This window comes from Proteus cibi (assembly GCF_003144405.1).
GTDB classification, from domain to species: domain Bacteria; phylum Pseudomonadota; class Gammaproteobacteria; order Enterobacterales; family Enterobacteriaceae; genus Proteus; species Proteus cibi.
Map to the genome: position 1 here is coordinate 170,417 of NZ_PENW01000010.1, position 15,544 is coordinate 185,960.

A 15,544-nucleotide genomic window follows, 5' to 3' on the forward strand; every position below is an offset into this window, starting at 1 on the left:
AAACTACAGAAGACAACACCTATTGTGGTTTACCACATACCAAGTGCGAACTTGATCCAAGACAATATTTAACATTAGATATTTATGACGATAAAACAGACAATTGGGATAAGAAATGCAGTAAGTATTGGGTTATTACTGCTCTTTTTTGTACTTCCTCTACAAGCCACAGCAAAAGAGTGGACAATCGGTGTTTTAGCACTACGTGGTGATGCAACCACGCAAAGACATTGGCATCCACTTGTTGACACATTAAATGAACAGTTTCCGTCAGAAAACTTTGTGTTAATACCGTTAAATCTGGAGGAGATGAAGTTAGCGGTTGCGAAAAAAAGTGTTGATTTCTTACTCACAAATCCGGCGCAATTTGTTCAATTAGATAATGCTTTTCCATTACGTTGGTTGCTCTCCTTACGCTCCGGCTATGAACCTGATAACACAACACGAAATGTCATCGGTAGCCTCATTCTTGTGCGGAATGATAGCCCGATGACGTCTGCTCATGACTTGATCGGAAAACGTGTTGGTGCCATTGCGCCTGATGCCTTTGGTGGCTATCTCTTAGGTTACAAAGCGCTACGAGAAAAAGGTATTGATCCTGATAAAGATTTCACATTACGTTTCACTGGTTTTCCGGCTGATGCATTACTTTATCTCTTACGAGATAAAGATATTAACGCGGCAATCATTCCCGTCTGTTTACTGGAAAATATGGATAGTGAGGGGCTTATTCGTAAAAGTGATTACCGCCCCTTGATTTCCTACCAAACCAATGCCCCTTGTTTAACCAGTACACCGCTCTACCCTAATTGGTCATTTGCAGCGCTAGATACCGTTCCTGATGAGCTCGTTGATAAAGTGACACGTGTTTTACTCACCGATGAGAGTAAACCGATGAAATGGGGTGCTCCTGCTTCACATACACAAGTTGAAAATTTATTAAGGGAAGTCAACCAACATCCACGACAAAGACAGCTTTGGCAAGATGCACAAAGCTGGGCTATTCAACACCGATTTATTATTGGTCTTTCATTGGCGGCTATCCTTTTCCTTATCCTAAACCAAGTCTGGGTCAGCTATTTAGTTAGACGTCGCAGCCGACAATTAGAACAGGCACATAATCGATTAAGACAGCAAAAAGAAGAATTAGAACTGGCTCAACGTTTAAATATCTTGGGAGAGATGGCATCAGGGTTTGCTCATGAACTTAATCAACCACTTTCGGCAATTAAAAGCTATGCACAAGGGAGCGTTATTCGCCTGAAAAAAGAGAATGAATCACACCCTTTGCTACCTGCATTGCAACAAATAGATAAGCAAGCACAACGCGGTGCTGATATCATTAGAAATCTACGTTTATGGGTTGGAAAACAGACACCTAACACCGAGACAATTTTGCTTTCTCACCAAAATATTGCGGAATGTGTTCAACATATTTGGAAACTTTTACGCGTAGAAGATAAATACCCTCAGGTTTCACTGAAAATTGATATTAATGAACAAGATACCTTATGTTTACCTGAAACCTTATTAGAGCAGATTTTATCGAATTTAATTACCAATAGCCTGCAAGCCGGTGCGAAGAACCTGAAAATTAGCACACATAAAGCACCTGATAGATTGCTTGTAGTGATTGAAGATGATGCTGGCGGAATGAGCCATAGCCAGCTAGAACAGCCCTTTTCCCCATTCCACACAACAAAAACGGAAGGACTTGGATTAGGTTTAGTGATCTGCCAGCGATTGTTACTTTCTCAAGGCGCGGATATTCACATTGAAAATCAGCAAAACGAACAAAATAACATCGGATTAAAAATCACACTTATTTTCCCTAACAACAATAAATAACGGAGAAAAAATGCCAACAATTCATCTTGTTGATGATGATCTTGCTGTCACTGATGCTTGTCAGTTTTTATTAGAAAGCTTAGGTTATTCAGCCCATGTTTGGAATGATAGCGAGTTCTTTATCAACAACGTCAATCTCTATCAACAAGGAGTTGTATTGTTAGATATGAGAATGCCAAAACCTGATGGTAGACAAGTCCACCAGTATTTAATTGATAAACACAGTACTCTTTCTGTGATTTTTTTAACGGGTCATGGTGATATCCCGATGGCTGTTGGAGAGATCAAAAAAGGCGCTATTGATTTTTTACAAAAGCCCGTTGATAGCAATGCACTACTATCAGCCCTAGATGTCGCTTTTATTGAAACGAACACCCGGTTTACAGCACATGATATTCGTCGTCGCTATTCATCATTAACCCCCAGAGAAAAAGACATTGCATATTATGTTATTCAAGGTTTAATGAACCGCGAAATCGCTGAAGTTGCTTGTGTTTCAATAAGAACGGTTGAAGTTCATCGAGCAAAAGTGATGGATAAAATGGCGGCTAAAAATATCGCTGAATTAGTGACGGCATTACAAGGCATCGAAATAATTTCACCTAATTTATGACAAAATTTCTTATCTGCGATAAAAAGTGTCACAATATAAGATATTCATTGGAAAAATAGTAAATAGATAGGCTTATGATAAAGTCACCTCCATTTAAAAAATCATTTTTGTTGCCTAAATATTGGCTGACTTGGTTCGGGATTGGATTACTCTATATTCTGGTTCTCCTTCCTTATCCTGTCATTTATTGGCTAGGTACACGCCTAGGTCGTTTTTCGAAAGTTTTTTTAAAAAAACGCGTCCAAATAGCGGAACGTAATCTTGAACTCTGTTTTCCACAGATGCCGAAAAGCGAGCGAGAAGCCTTAGTTAATAAAAATTTTGAATCTGTTGGCATGGGATTATTTGAGACAGGAATGGCTTGGTTTTGGCCTGAATGGCGAGTTAAACGCTGGTTTAAAGTCAGTGGGCTTGAACATATCAAAAAGGTTAAAGACTCAGGACAAGGGATCTTACTTATTGGGATCCATTTTCTGACACTAGAGCTTGGCGCTAGGATTTTTGGTATTTGTAATCCTGGCGTGGGTGTTTATCGCCCTAACGATAATCCCGTTATGGACTGGCTACAAACATGGGGTCGACTACGCTCTAATAAATTTATGCTCGACAGAAAAGATGTCAAAGGCATGATCCGTAGTTTAAAAGCAGGTGAAATTATTTGGTATGCACCTGACCATGATTATGGTCCTCGTAAAAGTGTTTTTGTACCGTTGTTTGCAGTTGATAAAGCGGCAACAACAACAGGCACTTATATTCTGGCAAAAACCAGCAATCCCGCATTAATTCCATTTACCCCAAAACGCTTACCTGAAGGCAAAGGTTATGAGTTAATTATCTCCCCACCTGTTGCTGATTTTCCTATTGATAATGAGGAAAATACAGCTAAAGCGATGAATAAAGTGGTTGAACAAGAGATTTTACGCGCACCAGACCAATATATGTGGTTGCATCGTCGCTTTAAAACTCGCCCAGAAGGTGAGGCTTCTTTATATAACGAAATAAAGAAAGTACACTAATTACAGAGTGGCTGTTTTACGCTCAAACAGCCACTTTGTCATATTGCAATGCACTGAAATAACAATAATAAAACCAATAACAGCACAAGCTGTAAACTCCTGCAAAACACATTATAAGAGCAAGACCTATCGCACTTATTCTGTATCATGGCTATATTCTTATTCATCATAAAATAAGAAAACCGACTCGTTGTTGCCACGTTCAACATCGCTACGGTTATTTTCAGTCTATTTTCTTGGTTTACTCTCTCGTTCTCGGCTAAAGGAGTAACATGGATCTCAAACCCCGAAATAATTCTTGGAAACGTAATCTCTATATTGTCTGGTTTGGCTGTTTTCTAACTGGTGCAGGTTTTAGCTTGATCATGCCTTTTCTTCCACTCTATGTAGAAGAACTTGGTATAACCGATCACGAAGAGCTTAATCTTTGGACGGGGGTTGCCTTTAGTATTACCTTCCTTTTTTCAGCCATCGCAGCACCTTTTTGGGGAAAATTATCAGATAGAAAAGGACGAAAATTAATGCTGTTACGTTCTGCCCTTGGTATGGCGATTGTAATGGTATTAATTGGATTTGCTCAAAATATATGGCAATTATTAGTACTACGAGCTTTGCTTGGTGTATTAGGTGGCTTTGTTCCGAATGCAAATGCGTTAATTGCCACCCAGGTTCCGGTTAAAAAAAGCGGCTGGGCATTAGGTACACTTTCAACAGGTGCTGTGAGTGGCGCATTAATAGGCCCTTTAATTGGCGGTATGCTTGCCGATCTCTATGGTTTACGACCTGTCTTTTTTATTACGTCTGCGGTTTTATTTATTTGCTTTTTAGTCACTCTTTTTTTCGTAAGTGAAAACTTCACGCCTGTTTCTAAAAAAGATGCACTCACCACAAAACAGGTCTTTTCATCACTTAAGAATAAAAGACTCGTTGTATGCCTGTTTTTCACCACAATGATCATCCAAGTAGCAACAGGCTCTGTGACGCCTATTTTGACACTTTATATCCGTGAGTTAACAGGTTCAGTCAGCAACCTTGCTTTTATCAGTGGTGTTGTTGCCTCCGTACCGGGTATTGCCGCACTGATCAGTGCACCTCGTTTCGGTAAATTAGGTGACCGAATTGGCCCTGATAAAGTCCTTCTTTTTACCCTCGGACTCTCTATTTTTATGCTAATTCCAATGGCATTGGTCAGTAACTATTGGGAACTTGGCGCACTACGTTTTTTACTTGGCGCAGTCAATGCGGCCATGTTACCTGCGGTACAAACGCTTATTCTCTATAATATTACCCCTGCTATTGCGGGTCGAATTTTCAGCTATAACCAAGCACTCAGAGATGTTGGAAATGTTACAGGACCGTTAATGGGGGCTTTTGTTGCGGCAAGCTATGGATTTAGAGCTGTTTTTTATTTCACCGCTGCCGTTGTCTTTTTTAATCTTATTTACTCTTGGTTAAGCTTTAGAACACCACAAGGAAAGTAGTCAAAAAATCCACAAATAAGATAAGTTAAGCGTTTTTTTTCTTCCAAAAATTACACTTTTACATTTAAAGGCTCAATTGTTATTTTTTTTATTCTATTTTTTATAATTTATTGTTTATTAAGAACATTCTCATCACCCATTTGTTAAGGCATCTAAAATTTTCTTGTGCTCTTTTTTCAAAAAATTGCAAGGTTAACTATTGCAAAATGAGATTTTTATCGACTTTTGCACCAAAAAATGGTTTATAAAGTATTAAATATACTTTTAGTCGCTAAATTCTGACGAAAGTATGTTAAAAATATATTAATTAAATGCAGTGGATATTGATAACAGAATGAAATAATTTTGTTTCACCATTAGCTAATATTTTGTTCTTTTTACTTGCAAACGACCTGTAGAGGTTTTTTTTGGGAATTTAAGATGCAATCTACTCACTCAAAATCTAGCCGAACTTTCTTTGGCCACCCATATCCATTAAGCTCCCTTTTCTTCACCGAAATGTGGGAACGCTTTTCTTTCTATGGTATTCGCCCATTATTAATTCTATTTATGGCGGCAACCGTTTATGAGGGTGGCATGGAAATCCCCAGAGAGCAGGCATCTGCTATTGTGGGTATTTTCGCAGGCGGTGTGTATTTAACATCGCTACCTGGAGGTTGGCTAGCTGATAACTGGTTAGGTCAGCGCCTAGCAGTATGGTATGGCTCTATCTTTATCGCGTTAGGGCACCTATCCATCGCACTTTCAGCGTTTTGGTCACAAGATCTGTTCTTTATCGGTTTATTACTGATTGTATTGGGTACAGGGCTATTTAAAACCTGTGTCACTGTGATGGTAGGAACCTTATATAAAAGGGATGATACTCGTCGTGATGGCGGATTCTCCTTATTTTATATGGGTATCAATATGGGCTCATTTATTGCACCACTCATCACCGGTTTCTTAGTACGTGATTATGGCTGGCATTGGGGCTTTGGGATTGGTGGAATTGGTATGCTTGTTGCGTTACTGATTTTCCGCTTTTACGCAGTACCGACCATGCGTCGCTTTGATAGTGAAGTCGGTTTAGATTCAAGTTGGGATCGCCCAACCGTTGTTCGTCGTAATGTCGGTCAGTGGATCTTAGCGTTATCTGTCGTTCTTATCGCCATTGTTGGTCTTATTATTTCTGGTGTTATTCCTTTTAACCCAGTTATTGTGGCTAACTTTATGGTCTATGTGATTTCCGGTAGTGTTATCGCCTATTTTATCTATTTATTCCTCTTTGCAGGATTAAGTAGTAGCGACCGTTCTCGCTTATTTGTTTGTTTCCTCTTGCTGGTTTCTGCAGCCCTTTTCTGGTCTGCATTCGAACAAAAACCGACCTCATTTAACTTATTTGCCAATGACTATACTGACTTAAACTTTATGGGTTTTGAGATCCCTGCAGTATGGTTCCAGTCTGTTAATGCCTTGTTTATTATTATTCTTGCGCCTGTATTTAGCTGGTTATGGCCAATGATGGCACGTAAGAATATGAATTTAAGCAGTATGACTAAGTTTGTGATTGGTATTTTATTTGCAGCGGGTGGCTTTACCGTCATGATGTTTGCATCTGAAAGTGTGATTGCAACAGGACAAGGTGTTTCACCGCTTTGGTTAATTGGCAGTATTTTATTGCTAACATTGGGTGAATTATGCTTAAGCCCAATTGGTCTTGCCACAATGACTATTTTAGCGCCTGCTAAAATGCGTGGTCAGGTGATGGGATTATGGTTCTGTGCAAGTGCATTAGGTAATTTGGCAGCAGGTCTAATGGGGGGAAATATCCGTCCAGACAAACTGGATGTAATGCCTGATTTCTTCTCTCATGTTTCTATCGCTCTGGTGATTTGTGCTGTTGTTCTTGCGGCACTGATTATTCCAGTTCGTAAGCTTTTACAAAGTGCAGACAGCAAAGAGAAAGCACAAGCTTAATCTAATAGGTTAATTATTAAAGCCATGTCTATCTCATACTGAGGCATGGCTTTTTGCTTTTATATCTTACAATTCGAACACTATTTTTAAGTATTGCACCCGATATTTAAAACACTTAATCTCATTACCTTCTATTTATTGACAGTTTATCACTAAGGTAATGCGATGACAGTTCTTCCTATTTATTATGTTAATGCTTTTTCCTCTCTGCCTTTTTCAGGAAATCCCGCTGCTGTCGTTTTGTTAGAAGAATGGTTGCCTGATGACACCTTAATTACACTTGCTAGTGAGATTAATTTACCTGAAACCGCGTTTTTAGTTGGCGATCATATTCGTTGGTTTACACCTAAAATTGAAGTTCCTCTTTGTGGACACGCAACATTAGCCACAGCGTTTGTATTAAAAACAATAAAACAGTCTCCTAATAAGTGCTTTAAATTCCAGTCTCTTTCAGGTGAGCTCACTGTTTCTTGTCAAGATCCTCTCTTCACACTGAATTTTCCAGCGATACCTGCGACATTAAATAACGAGATAAAATCAACGCTTGAAGAAAAATTAGCATTACAAATCGATGAAGTTTGGCAAGCACATGATCGTTATGTTTGCTTTTTATCCGATCCAGAAACCGTCATTAACTACCAACCGGATTTCACTCAAATCTCACAGCTACCTTTACCTGGTGTTATTATCACAGCGAAAGGTCATTCTCCTTTTGACTTTATTTCTCGCTTCTTTGCCCCTGTAAAAGGTGTGAATGAAGATCCTGTTACAGGTACATCACATTGTGTATTAGCACCAATTTGGGGGAATAAACTCAATAAAACACAGTTACAAGCAAGACAAGTTTCAAAACGAGGTGGAAATATCGACTGTGAACTAAAAGATAATCGAGTTTTACTAACAGGAGATGCTGCACTCTTTTTAACTGGCAAAATAACCTTTTAATTATAAACGCCATAATCAGTCATTCATCTGCTTTGCTTTCAATTTACTCTATTTTATACTGTGGGGAATTTATCCCTACCGTATAAAAGAAAAAGGCTTTATTGTTATGTCCATCTCTGACTTATCTCCTGAGCTACAAGATAAAATTAAAAATTCAGTCACCCGTGTATCTAAAGTTATATTCCCCACCACAACTAATCACCACTCAACACTCTTTGGTGGCACGGCATTAGCTTGGATGGATGAAGTTTCATTTATTACCGCCACTCGCTTTAGTCGTAAACGTCTAGTGACGGTTTCAACCGAAAAAATAAATTTCAACCACCCTATTCCATCAGGTACGATTATTGAATTAGTGGGAGAAGTTATTCGTGTTGGGCGTACAAGTTTGACAGTAAATGTTTCTATTTTTCTTGAAGATATGTACGCAGAAGGTCGTGAAGAAGTGATCCATGGTCAGTTTAATTTCGTTGCGGTTGATCATGACGGAAAACCAACGCCATTATTCGACAAATAGTATCTTATAGAGAGATTGATTATACTTTTTATCTCTCTTAATGAAAAACTTCATTATTTTATGATGTTCTTTATTATCTTGAATAATAACAAAGCAATAAGAACACTAAATTAAATGGATATTTTTCAATCAATATAAAATATTCAATAAAATCAATATATAATAAGATTACTAACATGTAAGGCAAGAGTTATCCACAGTTAATGTGGATAACTGAATAAATCTAAAAATCAGAGAACACAAATTTTTGTTACTGCAAATTCAATCTGACAAATAGTCAGCTTCCTTCCTACTGTTGCACTTTCAGCAATAACAATATCCGCTAATTGTGAATACTGCCGCCCCACTTCAAGCGCTAACTCAATAGTGGGTTCAATCAGTAATATCACCCCAATCTGTTCAATATCAACTGGAAAGTCTGAAAGTGATCTCACTTGTACTACTTGTTTTATCTTATTTTCAGCAATTTCTTGCGCTTTTTCCGTTGCTGCCTGATTCACTCTTGCTTGTTTTTCAAAAACGCCACCACCAGAATGAAGATAGATCATAATTTACTCATTATAAAAAACAAAGGCTGTTACCTTTATTATTCAAATCCACCACATAAAAGCCAGTTGAATCTATAAAAAGGCAACAACCTATCTCTGCTTTTTATCCTAAGTAATACGATATAAAAAATATTTACCAACCATATGACATACCACCACCGACAACAGCACGATCTTCCGTATTCCATGAAGCAGAAACACGAATAACAGCACTCTCTGTTATTTGATATTGAGCACCCGTTGCAAACGCATTGGCATCACGATAATTCCCGACACCCACACCAAGGCTAAAAGTGTGAGCTGAAACGTAGGGAATATTAGCCATCGCTGCGACAGAGGCAATACCCGCACTTGCTCTTTTGTCTGCTTTGTCTATTTTATTATCCATATTATTGAGTGCGACATCATTATCAATAAAGATATTCTTAATCTTATTATTGGTATATTCATTCGCAATAGAGATAGAATCTTTTTTTGACGAATCAATGTATTCTCTTAAGGATTCATCTCGTTCATTAATAACATTATTGGTGATATTAAGATATTCATTTCCTTTTTGAGTAATATATTTTTCACGCTCTTTAATGATTTTCTCATTATTTTTACCAATAAGTCCTTCTACACCTGAGGCTATTTTACTAATTTCTATATCCGTGTAATTATTGGCATTTCTTTCAAATTTCCTGACTTTACTGTCTGTTGAGCTAATAATTTCATCCCTAGTGTTGGTGATATGTTCCACTGTTTTCTCATGATGTTCATTTACTTTAAAATCCGTATATTCTTTACTACTATTCTCAACTTTTATTATTTCATTATTGGTATAATCTTTAATTCTACTTTCAGATTTATCAACTTTATCGTTGGTGTTTTTTTCAATATCGCCTTTCACTTCATTAACTCGATTATTTATATAATCTTCGGCGCCTGATTTTATTTCAGCATATTGATTATCACTATAGATATAAAATTCATTTTTTGCTTCATTGATATAATTAATCGTATTTTCTTGGTTTTTTTCTATTTTACTATCAGTATATTGATTTGCTTTTTTCTCTGCGCTATTGGCTAATTCATTTGCTTTTATTTCACTTCTTTTTAATACCTCCTCATTTGCTTTAGTAATATCACCTTTTATTATTTTATTGTTATCATTTATTTGATTATTTGTTTCTTTAAGAATGCGATCCTTTTCTTGCTCAATTTTATTATAAATATTCTGATTGTTGTCATTAATACGTTTATCTGCCTCAATAAGAATATTATCTTTTTCTTTTTTTAATTGAGATACATTTACTGCATCGGTATCTTCAGTCCCTGCAGCTACATTAATAATTTGTCGCTGATTTTTATCACTGCCGATTGATAATGTATTATTGCGATTATTGCTACTGTTATCGCCTAATATAATCGCATTACTTGCTGATCCAGAAGATTTACTACCAATAATAACTGAATTATCTGCATTATCAGAAAGGCGACTGCCACTCCCTAAAATAACGCCATTTTCAGCATTATTTATTGCCCCTTTCCCTATACTAATGGAATCTTTATTTTCACTATAAGCTTGAGAACCAATAGAAAGGGAGCCTTCACCTATAGCCATAGCACCACTTCCCAACGACAACGCATTATCACCTATTGCTGTACTTTTGTGACCTATTGCCGTTGCATTTTCACCCTCGGCACCTGCATTAGCACCAATTGCAGTTGATTGGTCTGAATGTGCCCAAGTATTATATCCAAGCGCCGTAGATTCATTACCATCCGCTTTACTATTTCCACCTAATAAGGTCGTATTATTTGCATAAGATAAAGGTGATAATAATAATGAAACAACTAATAACTTCACCTTAAAACCTTTATTTTTAGTCATATCAAAATCGCTCCAAAATTAATAAAGTCATATATAGAATAATATGTATTTTATTTTTTACACATTATATATCTTATGAAATAAACTAATAATAATTTGAAACTCTATTAATTAAAGATAATAACACCACCATATAATTAGCTTTATTATAAATAAAAAATACTTTTTTTAATTTATATTCAAATAATAATCAACAACTAAAGAGAATAGACGGAAAATAAGAAATAAAATGTAAATTAAAAAAAATAAATTTGTTCATTGTTTATAAAAATAAAATATTTTTAATTTTGAGATAATGATCAAATAAAAGACAACTCCATTCTATAAATGTTAATGCTATTTATTAAAAGAAACTCTAAGTAAAAACCCCTAAGCTTATTCATGCTTAGGGGCTTCGTATTATTCCATAAATTGTGCTTCTGCGATTAATAATTTATCAATTGATGATTGGCATAAAAAAGGTCTAAGTGCTTCAAATTTCTTTTCTGACCATTGGTAGATCTTTAAAGATAAAAGTTGCTCAATGATCTTTGGCTCAAAACGATATTTAAGGTGTCGCGCAGGTGTTCCTCCCACAATGCTGTAAGGCTCAACATTTTTGGACACAACACTATTAGCCGCAACAATAGCACCTTCTCCAATAGTTACACCAGGCATTATCATTACACGCATTCCTATCCATGCACCATCATGAATATGAGTATCACCTTTACCAATATAGGCCTCCTCAATTTTATCCATAAAAGGATAAAGTGAGAACCAATCCATACGATGTGTATGATTTCCACCCATTAATATAACCGCCTGTGCGCCAATACAGACATAATCGCCAATATATAATTTATCAATTTCCCACAATGGCTCCCATTGTAGGCTAATTTCATCACCATAAAGATAACGAACTACAGACGCTTCAAAACCATCATCCCAACAATCACTGTAATAACTGTGTTGCCCTTTAATGATAATGTTTTTATTTTTAACTGTTTCGTGTAGATATTCTACACGCGACCAATGTTTATTTTTCATAATCTGACTCGCTATAAATTAATGAGTCATCAAAGAATGCTTAATTCTCTGATGATGTGTCCGCATTCAAAACACATCGTCTTAAGCAATTCTTGGTTGAAGCAATAAAGGTTCTTTTTTCATCTTATTTACGCCCCATTTTTACAACGCAATATACTTCTGTTTGCCGTTTCTCTACAGCATCATAATAATTTTTAAAGAAAAAGCCACGGATACACTTAATAACATCCTATTATTCCCCGTGGCTTAATATCACTATTTAAAAAAGCCTTTGCTACCATGAGGCGCACAACGTAAATATTGAGGCGCTACTTTTATGGTTTGTTTGAGTTTTTCCGCCGCATGCCAAGGCCAACGAGGATCATAAAGAATACCTCGACCTAAAGCGATAAAGTCGGCCTGCTCTGTAAGTAAAATAGCTTCAGCTTGTTCTGGCTCCGTAATTAGGCCAACAGTAATAACAGGCAGTTGCGTTTCATTATAAATTGCTTGAGCAAATGGCACCTGGTAATTAGGTCCCAGTTTAATTTCTTGTTTTTCTGATAATCCACCAGAAGAAACATGAATATAATGGCAACCTAATTCTTCAAGATGCTGTGTTAAAGCAATTGTACTTTCTAAGTCCCAGCCACCTTCAACCCAATCTGTCGCAGAAATTCTAACACCGACACAGACATTCTCTGAAACCGCATTTTTTACGGCAACAAAGATATCCACTAATAACCGACTACGATTATTGAAATCGCCACCGTATTGATCTGTTCTGTGATTTGATAATGGAGATAGGAATTCATGCAATAAATACCCATGAGCACCGTGGATTTCAATAACATCAAATCCTGCTAACTCAGCTCTTCTTGCCGCATTTACAAAAGCTCGTTTTATTTCTTCAATTTCATCAATAGCCATAGCATGAGGCTGATGATGAGTACTAAAAGGAATTTCTGAAGGTGCGACTTTTTGCCATCCATTAGGAGAATCAGGTGCTAATGATGCTCCACCATTCCAAGGTAAATCGGTCGATGCTTTACGTCCTGCATGTGCAATCTGTATACCTATTTTTGCAGGTGAATATTGTTTAATATTCTCAACAAGTTTTTTTAATTCACTACCATGTTGATCAGACCAAATACCTAAATCTTTATAACTAATACGGCCTCTAGGCTCAACCGCGGTTGCTTCAACGATCACTAGTGAAGCGCCAGATAGTGCTAACTGACCATAATGCATAGTGTGCCATGCTGTCGGGTAACCTTCTTGTGCTGAATATTGGCACATAGGCGCAACGATTATACGGTTATCTAACTGATGGGGGCCTAATTTTTTAGGGGAGAATAACAAACTCATTTAAAGCCTCCTGCTATCAATAAGAATTTATGCAAAGAAAAATATCTTCACTTTTCGATATACCATTTAAATATACAAGTTTAAGGCTATCGGATCTTATTCATTTAGGCGATGGTTTACTTCACATTGTGAAAAACAAAAAGATCAGCGTCAATTGCTGATCTCTTATTTAATTAATCATTAGATTTGGCAGGCTTCACTAATAACAGTGAAAAGCGTCTTGCAATCGGTAAGACAAACAAAACCGTAGGAAAAGCAATCATCCAAGAAATCCCCCAAGAAGTTAACCATGGGGAGATAACGTACATTCCCATACCTAATGATTTGACGGTACTAATAAAAGCAACAATACCGGACATAATAAAAGAAAGGAAAAAGGGAACAAGAAAAATCATTGCTCGAGTAGGAAGTTTAGGAATACCTAAAAAGTGATTTTTGTCCTGAAAAGACATAGATAAAGACTCCAATAATACGATTGTACAACAGCACATAACTGCCAATACAACAGGCTAAAAAAAGTTATATGCGTTGATTAACGTAAACGCTTACGAGTCTTTTTGACCAAACTAAGAGCTAGTTTATTAATAAATATTTCTTTGTCAACTAAATTATTCTCATTATCATTTGGAGGATAATAGTTCACATTAAGATGAATGAAGATGAGAAAACACAATATGGCTTTCTCATCTTTTTTTTACCAATCTCGTGTTGCAATTAACTCTTCTATATCAGCATTTTCAAAACCATATTCATCCGCGATAACGCCAAAATCTTCAGCAATACACTCTCTTGCTACTGTTTCGATTTCGCTATCTTCTTCATAAAATGCTTCAGCTAATTCATTAAATTGATCTGTTGTTTCTTGCGTTAGAATATAGAGTTCTGCCAAATTTTTAGGTGAAGTCGCTTCTATTTTTATACAAAGCGCTTTTAATAAATCTTGCCCTTTTTTTACAAGGTGTGAGGGATAATAGTTATCATTGTCCATGTCTTTTAAAAAATAATGCGCAGCGAGTACTTTATTTTTAATCATGAAGAACATCCTTATCTAAGTATTTATCTTAAGGTCGTTAAAGTGCACTTATTATCTTAATTACTGGAAAGTATATTACGTTTATTAATTAAATGTCTCGCTTTTATTTCTATGAATTTATAGAATCCTGACCAGCAAACGGAAAATAGGCAATTAATTAAAATGGCTAAAAAAATACGATTTATATTTCTTTTTTTGACGATTGCACTGCTCTCTTTTTTGATCATTAATAAATATTTTAAAAGCTCACCTTTGGCGACATGGTACTTCTATGGCAATAACGGTGAATATATTACAGGTCATTACTACCCACCAGCAGAAGATGATACAACAGATGCCGTGATTTCCATTCCAGAAAAACCAACTCAAGAAGGTTTAACACTAACACATTGGGATACTTGCAGTATTGAACTGAACATTGATAATAAAACGCTTAATATTTCTTATTTTACTGATGGTCTTATTCAAGCCTCATTATCAACAAAAACCACACCTTATGTTGTATTAACTGAGCTCTATTTTTATCAACCTAATGATATACATTGGTCGATAAACCGACTAGAGGATGGAACATACAAAGGTTGGATTTGGGATAATGTTGAAAATCAGCTTATTTCTGTTCGTTATCAGGAAGATAAAACAACAATTATTGACGGTACAAAATATACACTAATGCCAGAAAGTTATTGGCTATTTCAACGGTGGGCTAATGGCGTTTTAGTGGAAGAGTACACATTAGATGATTTACCAGCAAAAGATAACTATATTCCTGATAGGGATAAACAGAGGCTGATTCAAGCAAAAGCAGAGCTTCAAACCACGGTGAATGAATTAGTGGCGCCATTAAATTTACCATTTAACTTAATGCTGTGGGATAGCTCACTTTGTCAGTAATTGCATCATGTGAAATGCTCCCAGAGGGTTGGGAGCATTTCTGACACAGAATGATTTAATTTATACTAAATAACACCATCTCGTTTCATGTAAATTCCTTTTATTGAAAATCCAATTCCTTTCAAGTGGTTAAATTTTACTGCAGAGTATAGATCAATAGAGTAAATAATTTAAATCTAATAAAGATGTTGCACAACAGGGGTATATTAAAACAATTATCTATTTTCAATAAAAGAATAAGACGTCACTTTAATAGTTATATTATTCAATGAAATTGAAATTTTATATTTAGATTATTTTAAATATAAAACCTTATTTATTGAATATTGATTTTTAATGAAAATCACCTTTAAACTCAAAGCATCTTAAATAAATTATTTAAGTTACCTTAGCATAATAGAGTAAAATATTTATTACCCATATTAGTTTAATTAAACTCAT

The 15,544-nt window shown here is 36.0% G+C and carries 14 protein-coding genes; 8 read left to right on the forward strand and 6 right to left on the reverse strand.

Features of this window, described 5'->3' with window-relative positions:
- Nucleotides 1-84: 84 nt before the first annotated feature.
- The 7 genes from ttrS (at nt 85) to DK865_RS06490 (ending at nt 8,376) form a co-directional block, all read left to right on the forward strand.
- The gene (ttrS, locus tag DK865_RS06460; RefSeq protein WP_023581787.1) at nt 85-1,848 is read left to right on the forward strand and encodes a tetrathionate respiration histidine kinase TtrS; all 1,764 of its coding nucleotides are present in this window, start codon (nt 85-87) and stop codon (nt 1,846-1,848) included.
- Nucleotides 1,849-1,858: 10 nt separating this feature from the next.
- Entirely contained in the window at nt 1,859-2,461 is a 603-nt protein-coding gene (ttrR, locus tag DK865_RS06465; RefSeq protein ID WP_109391469.1) for a tetrathionate respiration response regulator TtrR, read from the forward strand.
- 74 nt (nt 2,462-2,535) lie between these two features.
- Nucleotides 2,536-3,477 (forward strand): Kdo(2)-lipid IV(A) acyltransferase, encoded by a 942-nt coding sequence (locus DK865_RS06470; protein WP_109391470.1) that lies wholly within the window; start codon nt 2,536-2,538, stop codon nt 3,475-3,477.
- Nucleotides 3,478-3,749: 272 nt separating this feature from the next.
- A complete protein-coding gene (gene mdtG / locus DK865_RS06475; protein WP_023581784.1) occupies nt 3,750-4,958 on the forward strand; it encodes a multidrug efflux MFS transporter MdtG in 1,209 nt (402 codons plus the stop codon).
- A gap of 420 nt (nt 4,959-5,378) precedes the next feature.
- Entirely contained in the window at nt 5,379-6,914 is a 1,536-nt protein-coding gene (locus tag DK865_RS06480; RefSeq protein ID WP_109391471.1) for a peptide MFS transporter, read from the forward strand.
- Between the two features lie 165 nt (nt 6,915-7,079).
- Complete coding sequence (locus DK865_RS06485) at nt 7,080-7,859, forward strand: PhzF family phenazine biosynthesis protein (protein ID WP_109391472.1); 780 nt, start codon at nt 7,080-7,082, stop codon at nt 7,857-7,859.
- 106 nt (nt 7,860-7,965) lie between these two features.
- Nucleotides 7,966-8,376 (forward strand): acyl-CoA thioesterase, encoded by a 411-nt coding sequence (locus tag DK865_RS06490; protein WP_023581781.1) that lies wholly within the window; start codon nt 7,966-7,968, stop codon nt 8,374-8,376.
- A gap of 230 nt (nt 8,377-8,606) precedes the next feature.
- Here DK865_RS06490 and DK865_RS06495 read toward each other — a convergent pair whose 3' ends face one another.
- The 6 genes from DK865_RS06495 to DK865_RS06520 form a co-directional block, all read right to left on the reverse strand.
- Entirely contained in the window at nt 8,607-8,924 is a 318-nt protein-coding gene (locus DK865_RS06495) for a hypothetical protein (RefSeq protein ID WP_023581780.1), read from the reverse strand.
- A gap of 133 nt (nt 8,925-9,057) precedes the next feature.
- Entirely contained in the window at nt 9,058-10,800 is a 1,743-nt protein-coding gene (locus DK865_RS06500; RefSeq protein WP_109391473.1) for a YadA-like family protein, read from the reverse strand.
- 399 nt (nt 10,801-11,199) lie between these two features.
- The gene (locus tag DK865_RS06505) at nt 11,200-11,829 is read right to left on the reverse strand and encodes a CatB-related O-acetyltransferase (RefSeq protein ID WP_023581778.1); all 630 of its coding nucleotides are present in this window, start codon (nt 11,827-11,829) and stop codon (nt 11,200-11,202) included.
- Nucleotides 11,830-12,084: 255 nt separating this feature from the next.
- Complete coding sequence (locus DK865_RS06510; protein WP_109391474.1) at nt 12,085-13,176, reverse strand: NADH:flavin oxidoreductase/NADH oxidase; 1,092 nt, start codon at nt 13,174-13,176, stop codon at nt 12,085-12,087.
- Nucleotides 13,177-13,349: 173 nt separating this feature from the next.
- Entirely contained in the window at nt 13,350-13,628 is a 279-nt protein-coding gene (locus tag DK865_RS06515) for a DUF2798 domain-containing protein (RefSeq protein ID WP_036912673.1), read from the reverse strand.
- 242 nt (nt 13,629-13,870) lie between these two features.
- The gene (locus tag DK865_RS06520) at nt 13,871-14,209 is read right to left on the reverse strand and encodes a DUF5713 family protein (RefSeq protein WP_109391475.1); all 339 of its coding nucleotides are present in this window, start codon (nt 14,207-14,209) and stop codon (nt 13,871-13,873) included.
- Nucleotides 14,210-14,371: 162 nt separating this feature from the next.
- Here DK865_RS06520 and DK865_RS06525 point away from each other — a divergent pair, with 162 nt between their 5' ends.
- The gene (locus DK865_RS06525; protein ID WP_109391476.1) at nt 14,372-15,103 is read left to right on the forward strand and encodes a hypothetical protein; all 732 of its coding nucleotides are present in this window, start codon (nt 14,372-14,374) and stop codon (nt 15,101-15,103) included.
- Nucleotides 15,104-15,544: the final 441 nt, after the last annotated feature.

Excerpts from the sequence above, each read along its gene's own strand:
- DK865_RS06480 (WP_109391471.1), top strand. The coding sequence starts at position 5,379 with ATGCAATCTACTCACTCAAAATCTAGCCGAACTTTCTTTGGCCACCCA.
- DK865_RS06500 (WP_109391473.1), bottom strand. The coding sequence starts at position 10,800 with ATGACTAAAAATAAAGGTTTTAAGGTGAAGTTATTAGTTGTTTCATTA.
- DK865_RS06485 (WP_109391472.1), top strand. The coding sequence starts at position 7,080 with ATGACAGTTCTTCCTATTTATTATGTTAATGCTTTTTCCTCTCTGCCT.
- DK865_RS06525 (WP_109391476.1), top strand. The coding sequence starts at position 14,372 with ATGGCTAAAAAAATACGATTTATATTTCTTTTTTTGACGATTGCACTG.
- DK865_RS06470 (WP_109391470.1), top strand. The coding sequence starts at position 2,536 with ATGATAAAGTCACCTCCATTTAAAAAATCATTTTTGTTGCCTAAATAT.
- DK865_RS06515 (WP_036912673.1), bottom strand. The coding sequence starts at position 13,628 with ATGTCTTTTCAGGACAAAAATCACTTTTTAGGTATTCCTAAACTTCCT.
- DK865_RS06510 (WP_109391474.1), bottom strand. The coding sequence starts at position 13,176 with ATGAGTTTGTTATTCTCCCCTAAAAAATTAGGCCCCCATCAGTTAGAT.
- ttrR (WP_109391469.1), top strand. The coding sequence starts at position 1,859 with ATGCCAACAATTCATCTTGTTGATGATGATCTTGCTGTCACTGATGCT.
- DK865_RS06520 (WP_109391475.1), bottom strand. The coding sequence starts at position 14,209 with ATGATTAAAAATAAAGTACTCGCTGCGCATTATTTTTTAAAAGACATG.
- DK865_RS06495 (WP_023581780.1), bottom strand. The coding sequence starts at position 8,924 with ATGATCTATCTTCATTCTGGTGGTGGCGTTTTTGAAAAACAAGCAAGA.
- DK865_RS06505 (WP_023581778.1), bottom strand. The coding sequence starts at position 11,829 with ATGAAAAATAAACATTGGTCGCGTGTAGAATATCTACACGAAACAGTT.
- mdtG (WP_023581784.1), top strand. The coding sequence starts at position 3,750 with ATGGATCTCAAACCCCGAAATAATTCTTGGAAACGTAATCTCTATATT.
- DK865_RS06490 (WP_023581781.1), top strand. The coding sequence starts at position 7,966 with ATGTCCATCTCTGACTTATCTCCTGAGCTACAAGATAAAATTAAAAAT.
- ttrS (WP_023581787.1), top strand. The coding sequence starts at position 85 with ATGACGATAAAACAGACAATTGGGATAAGAAATGCAGTAAGTATTGGG.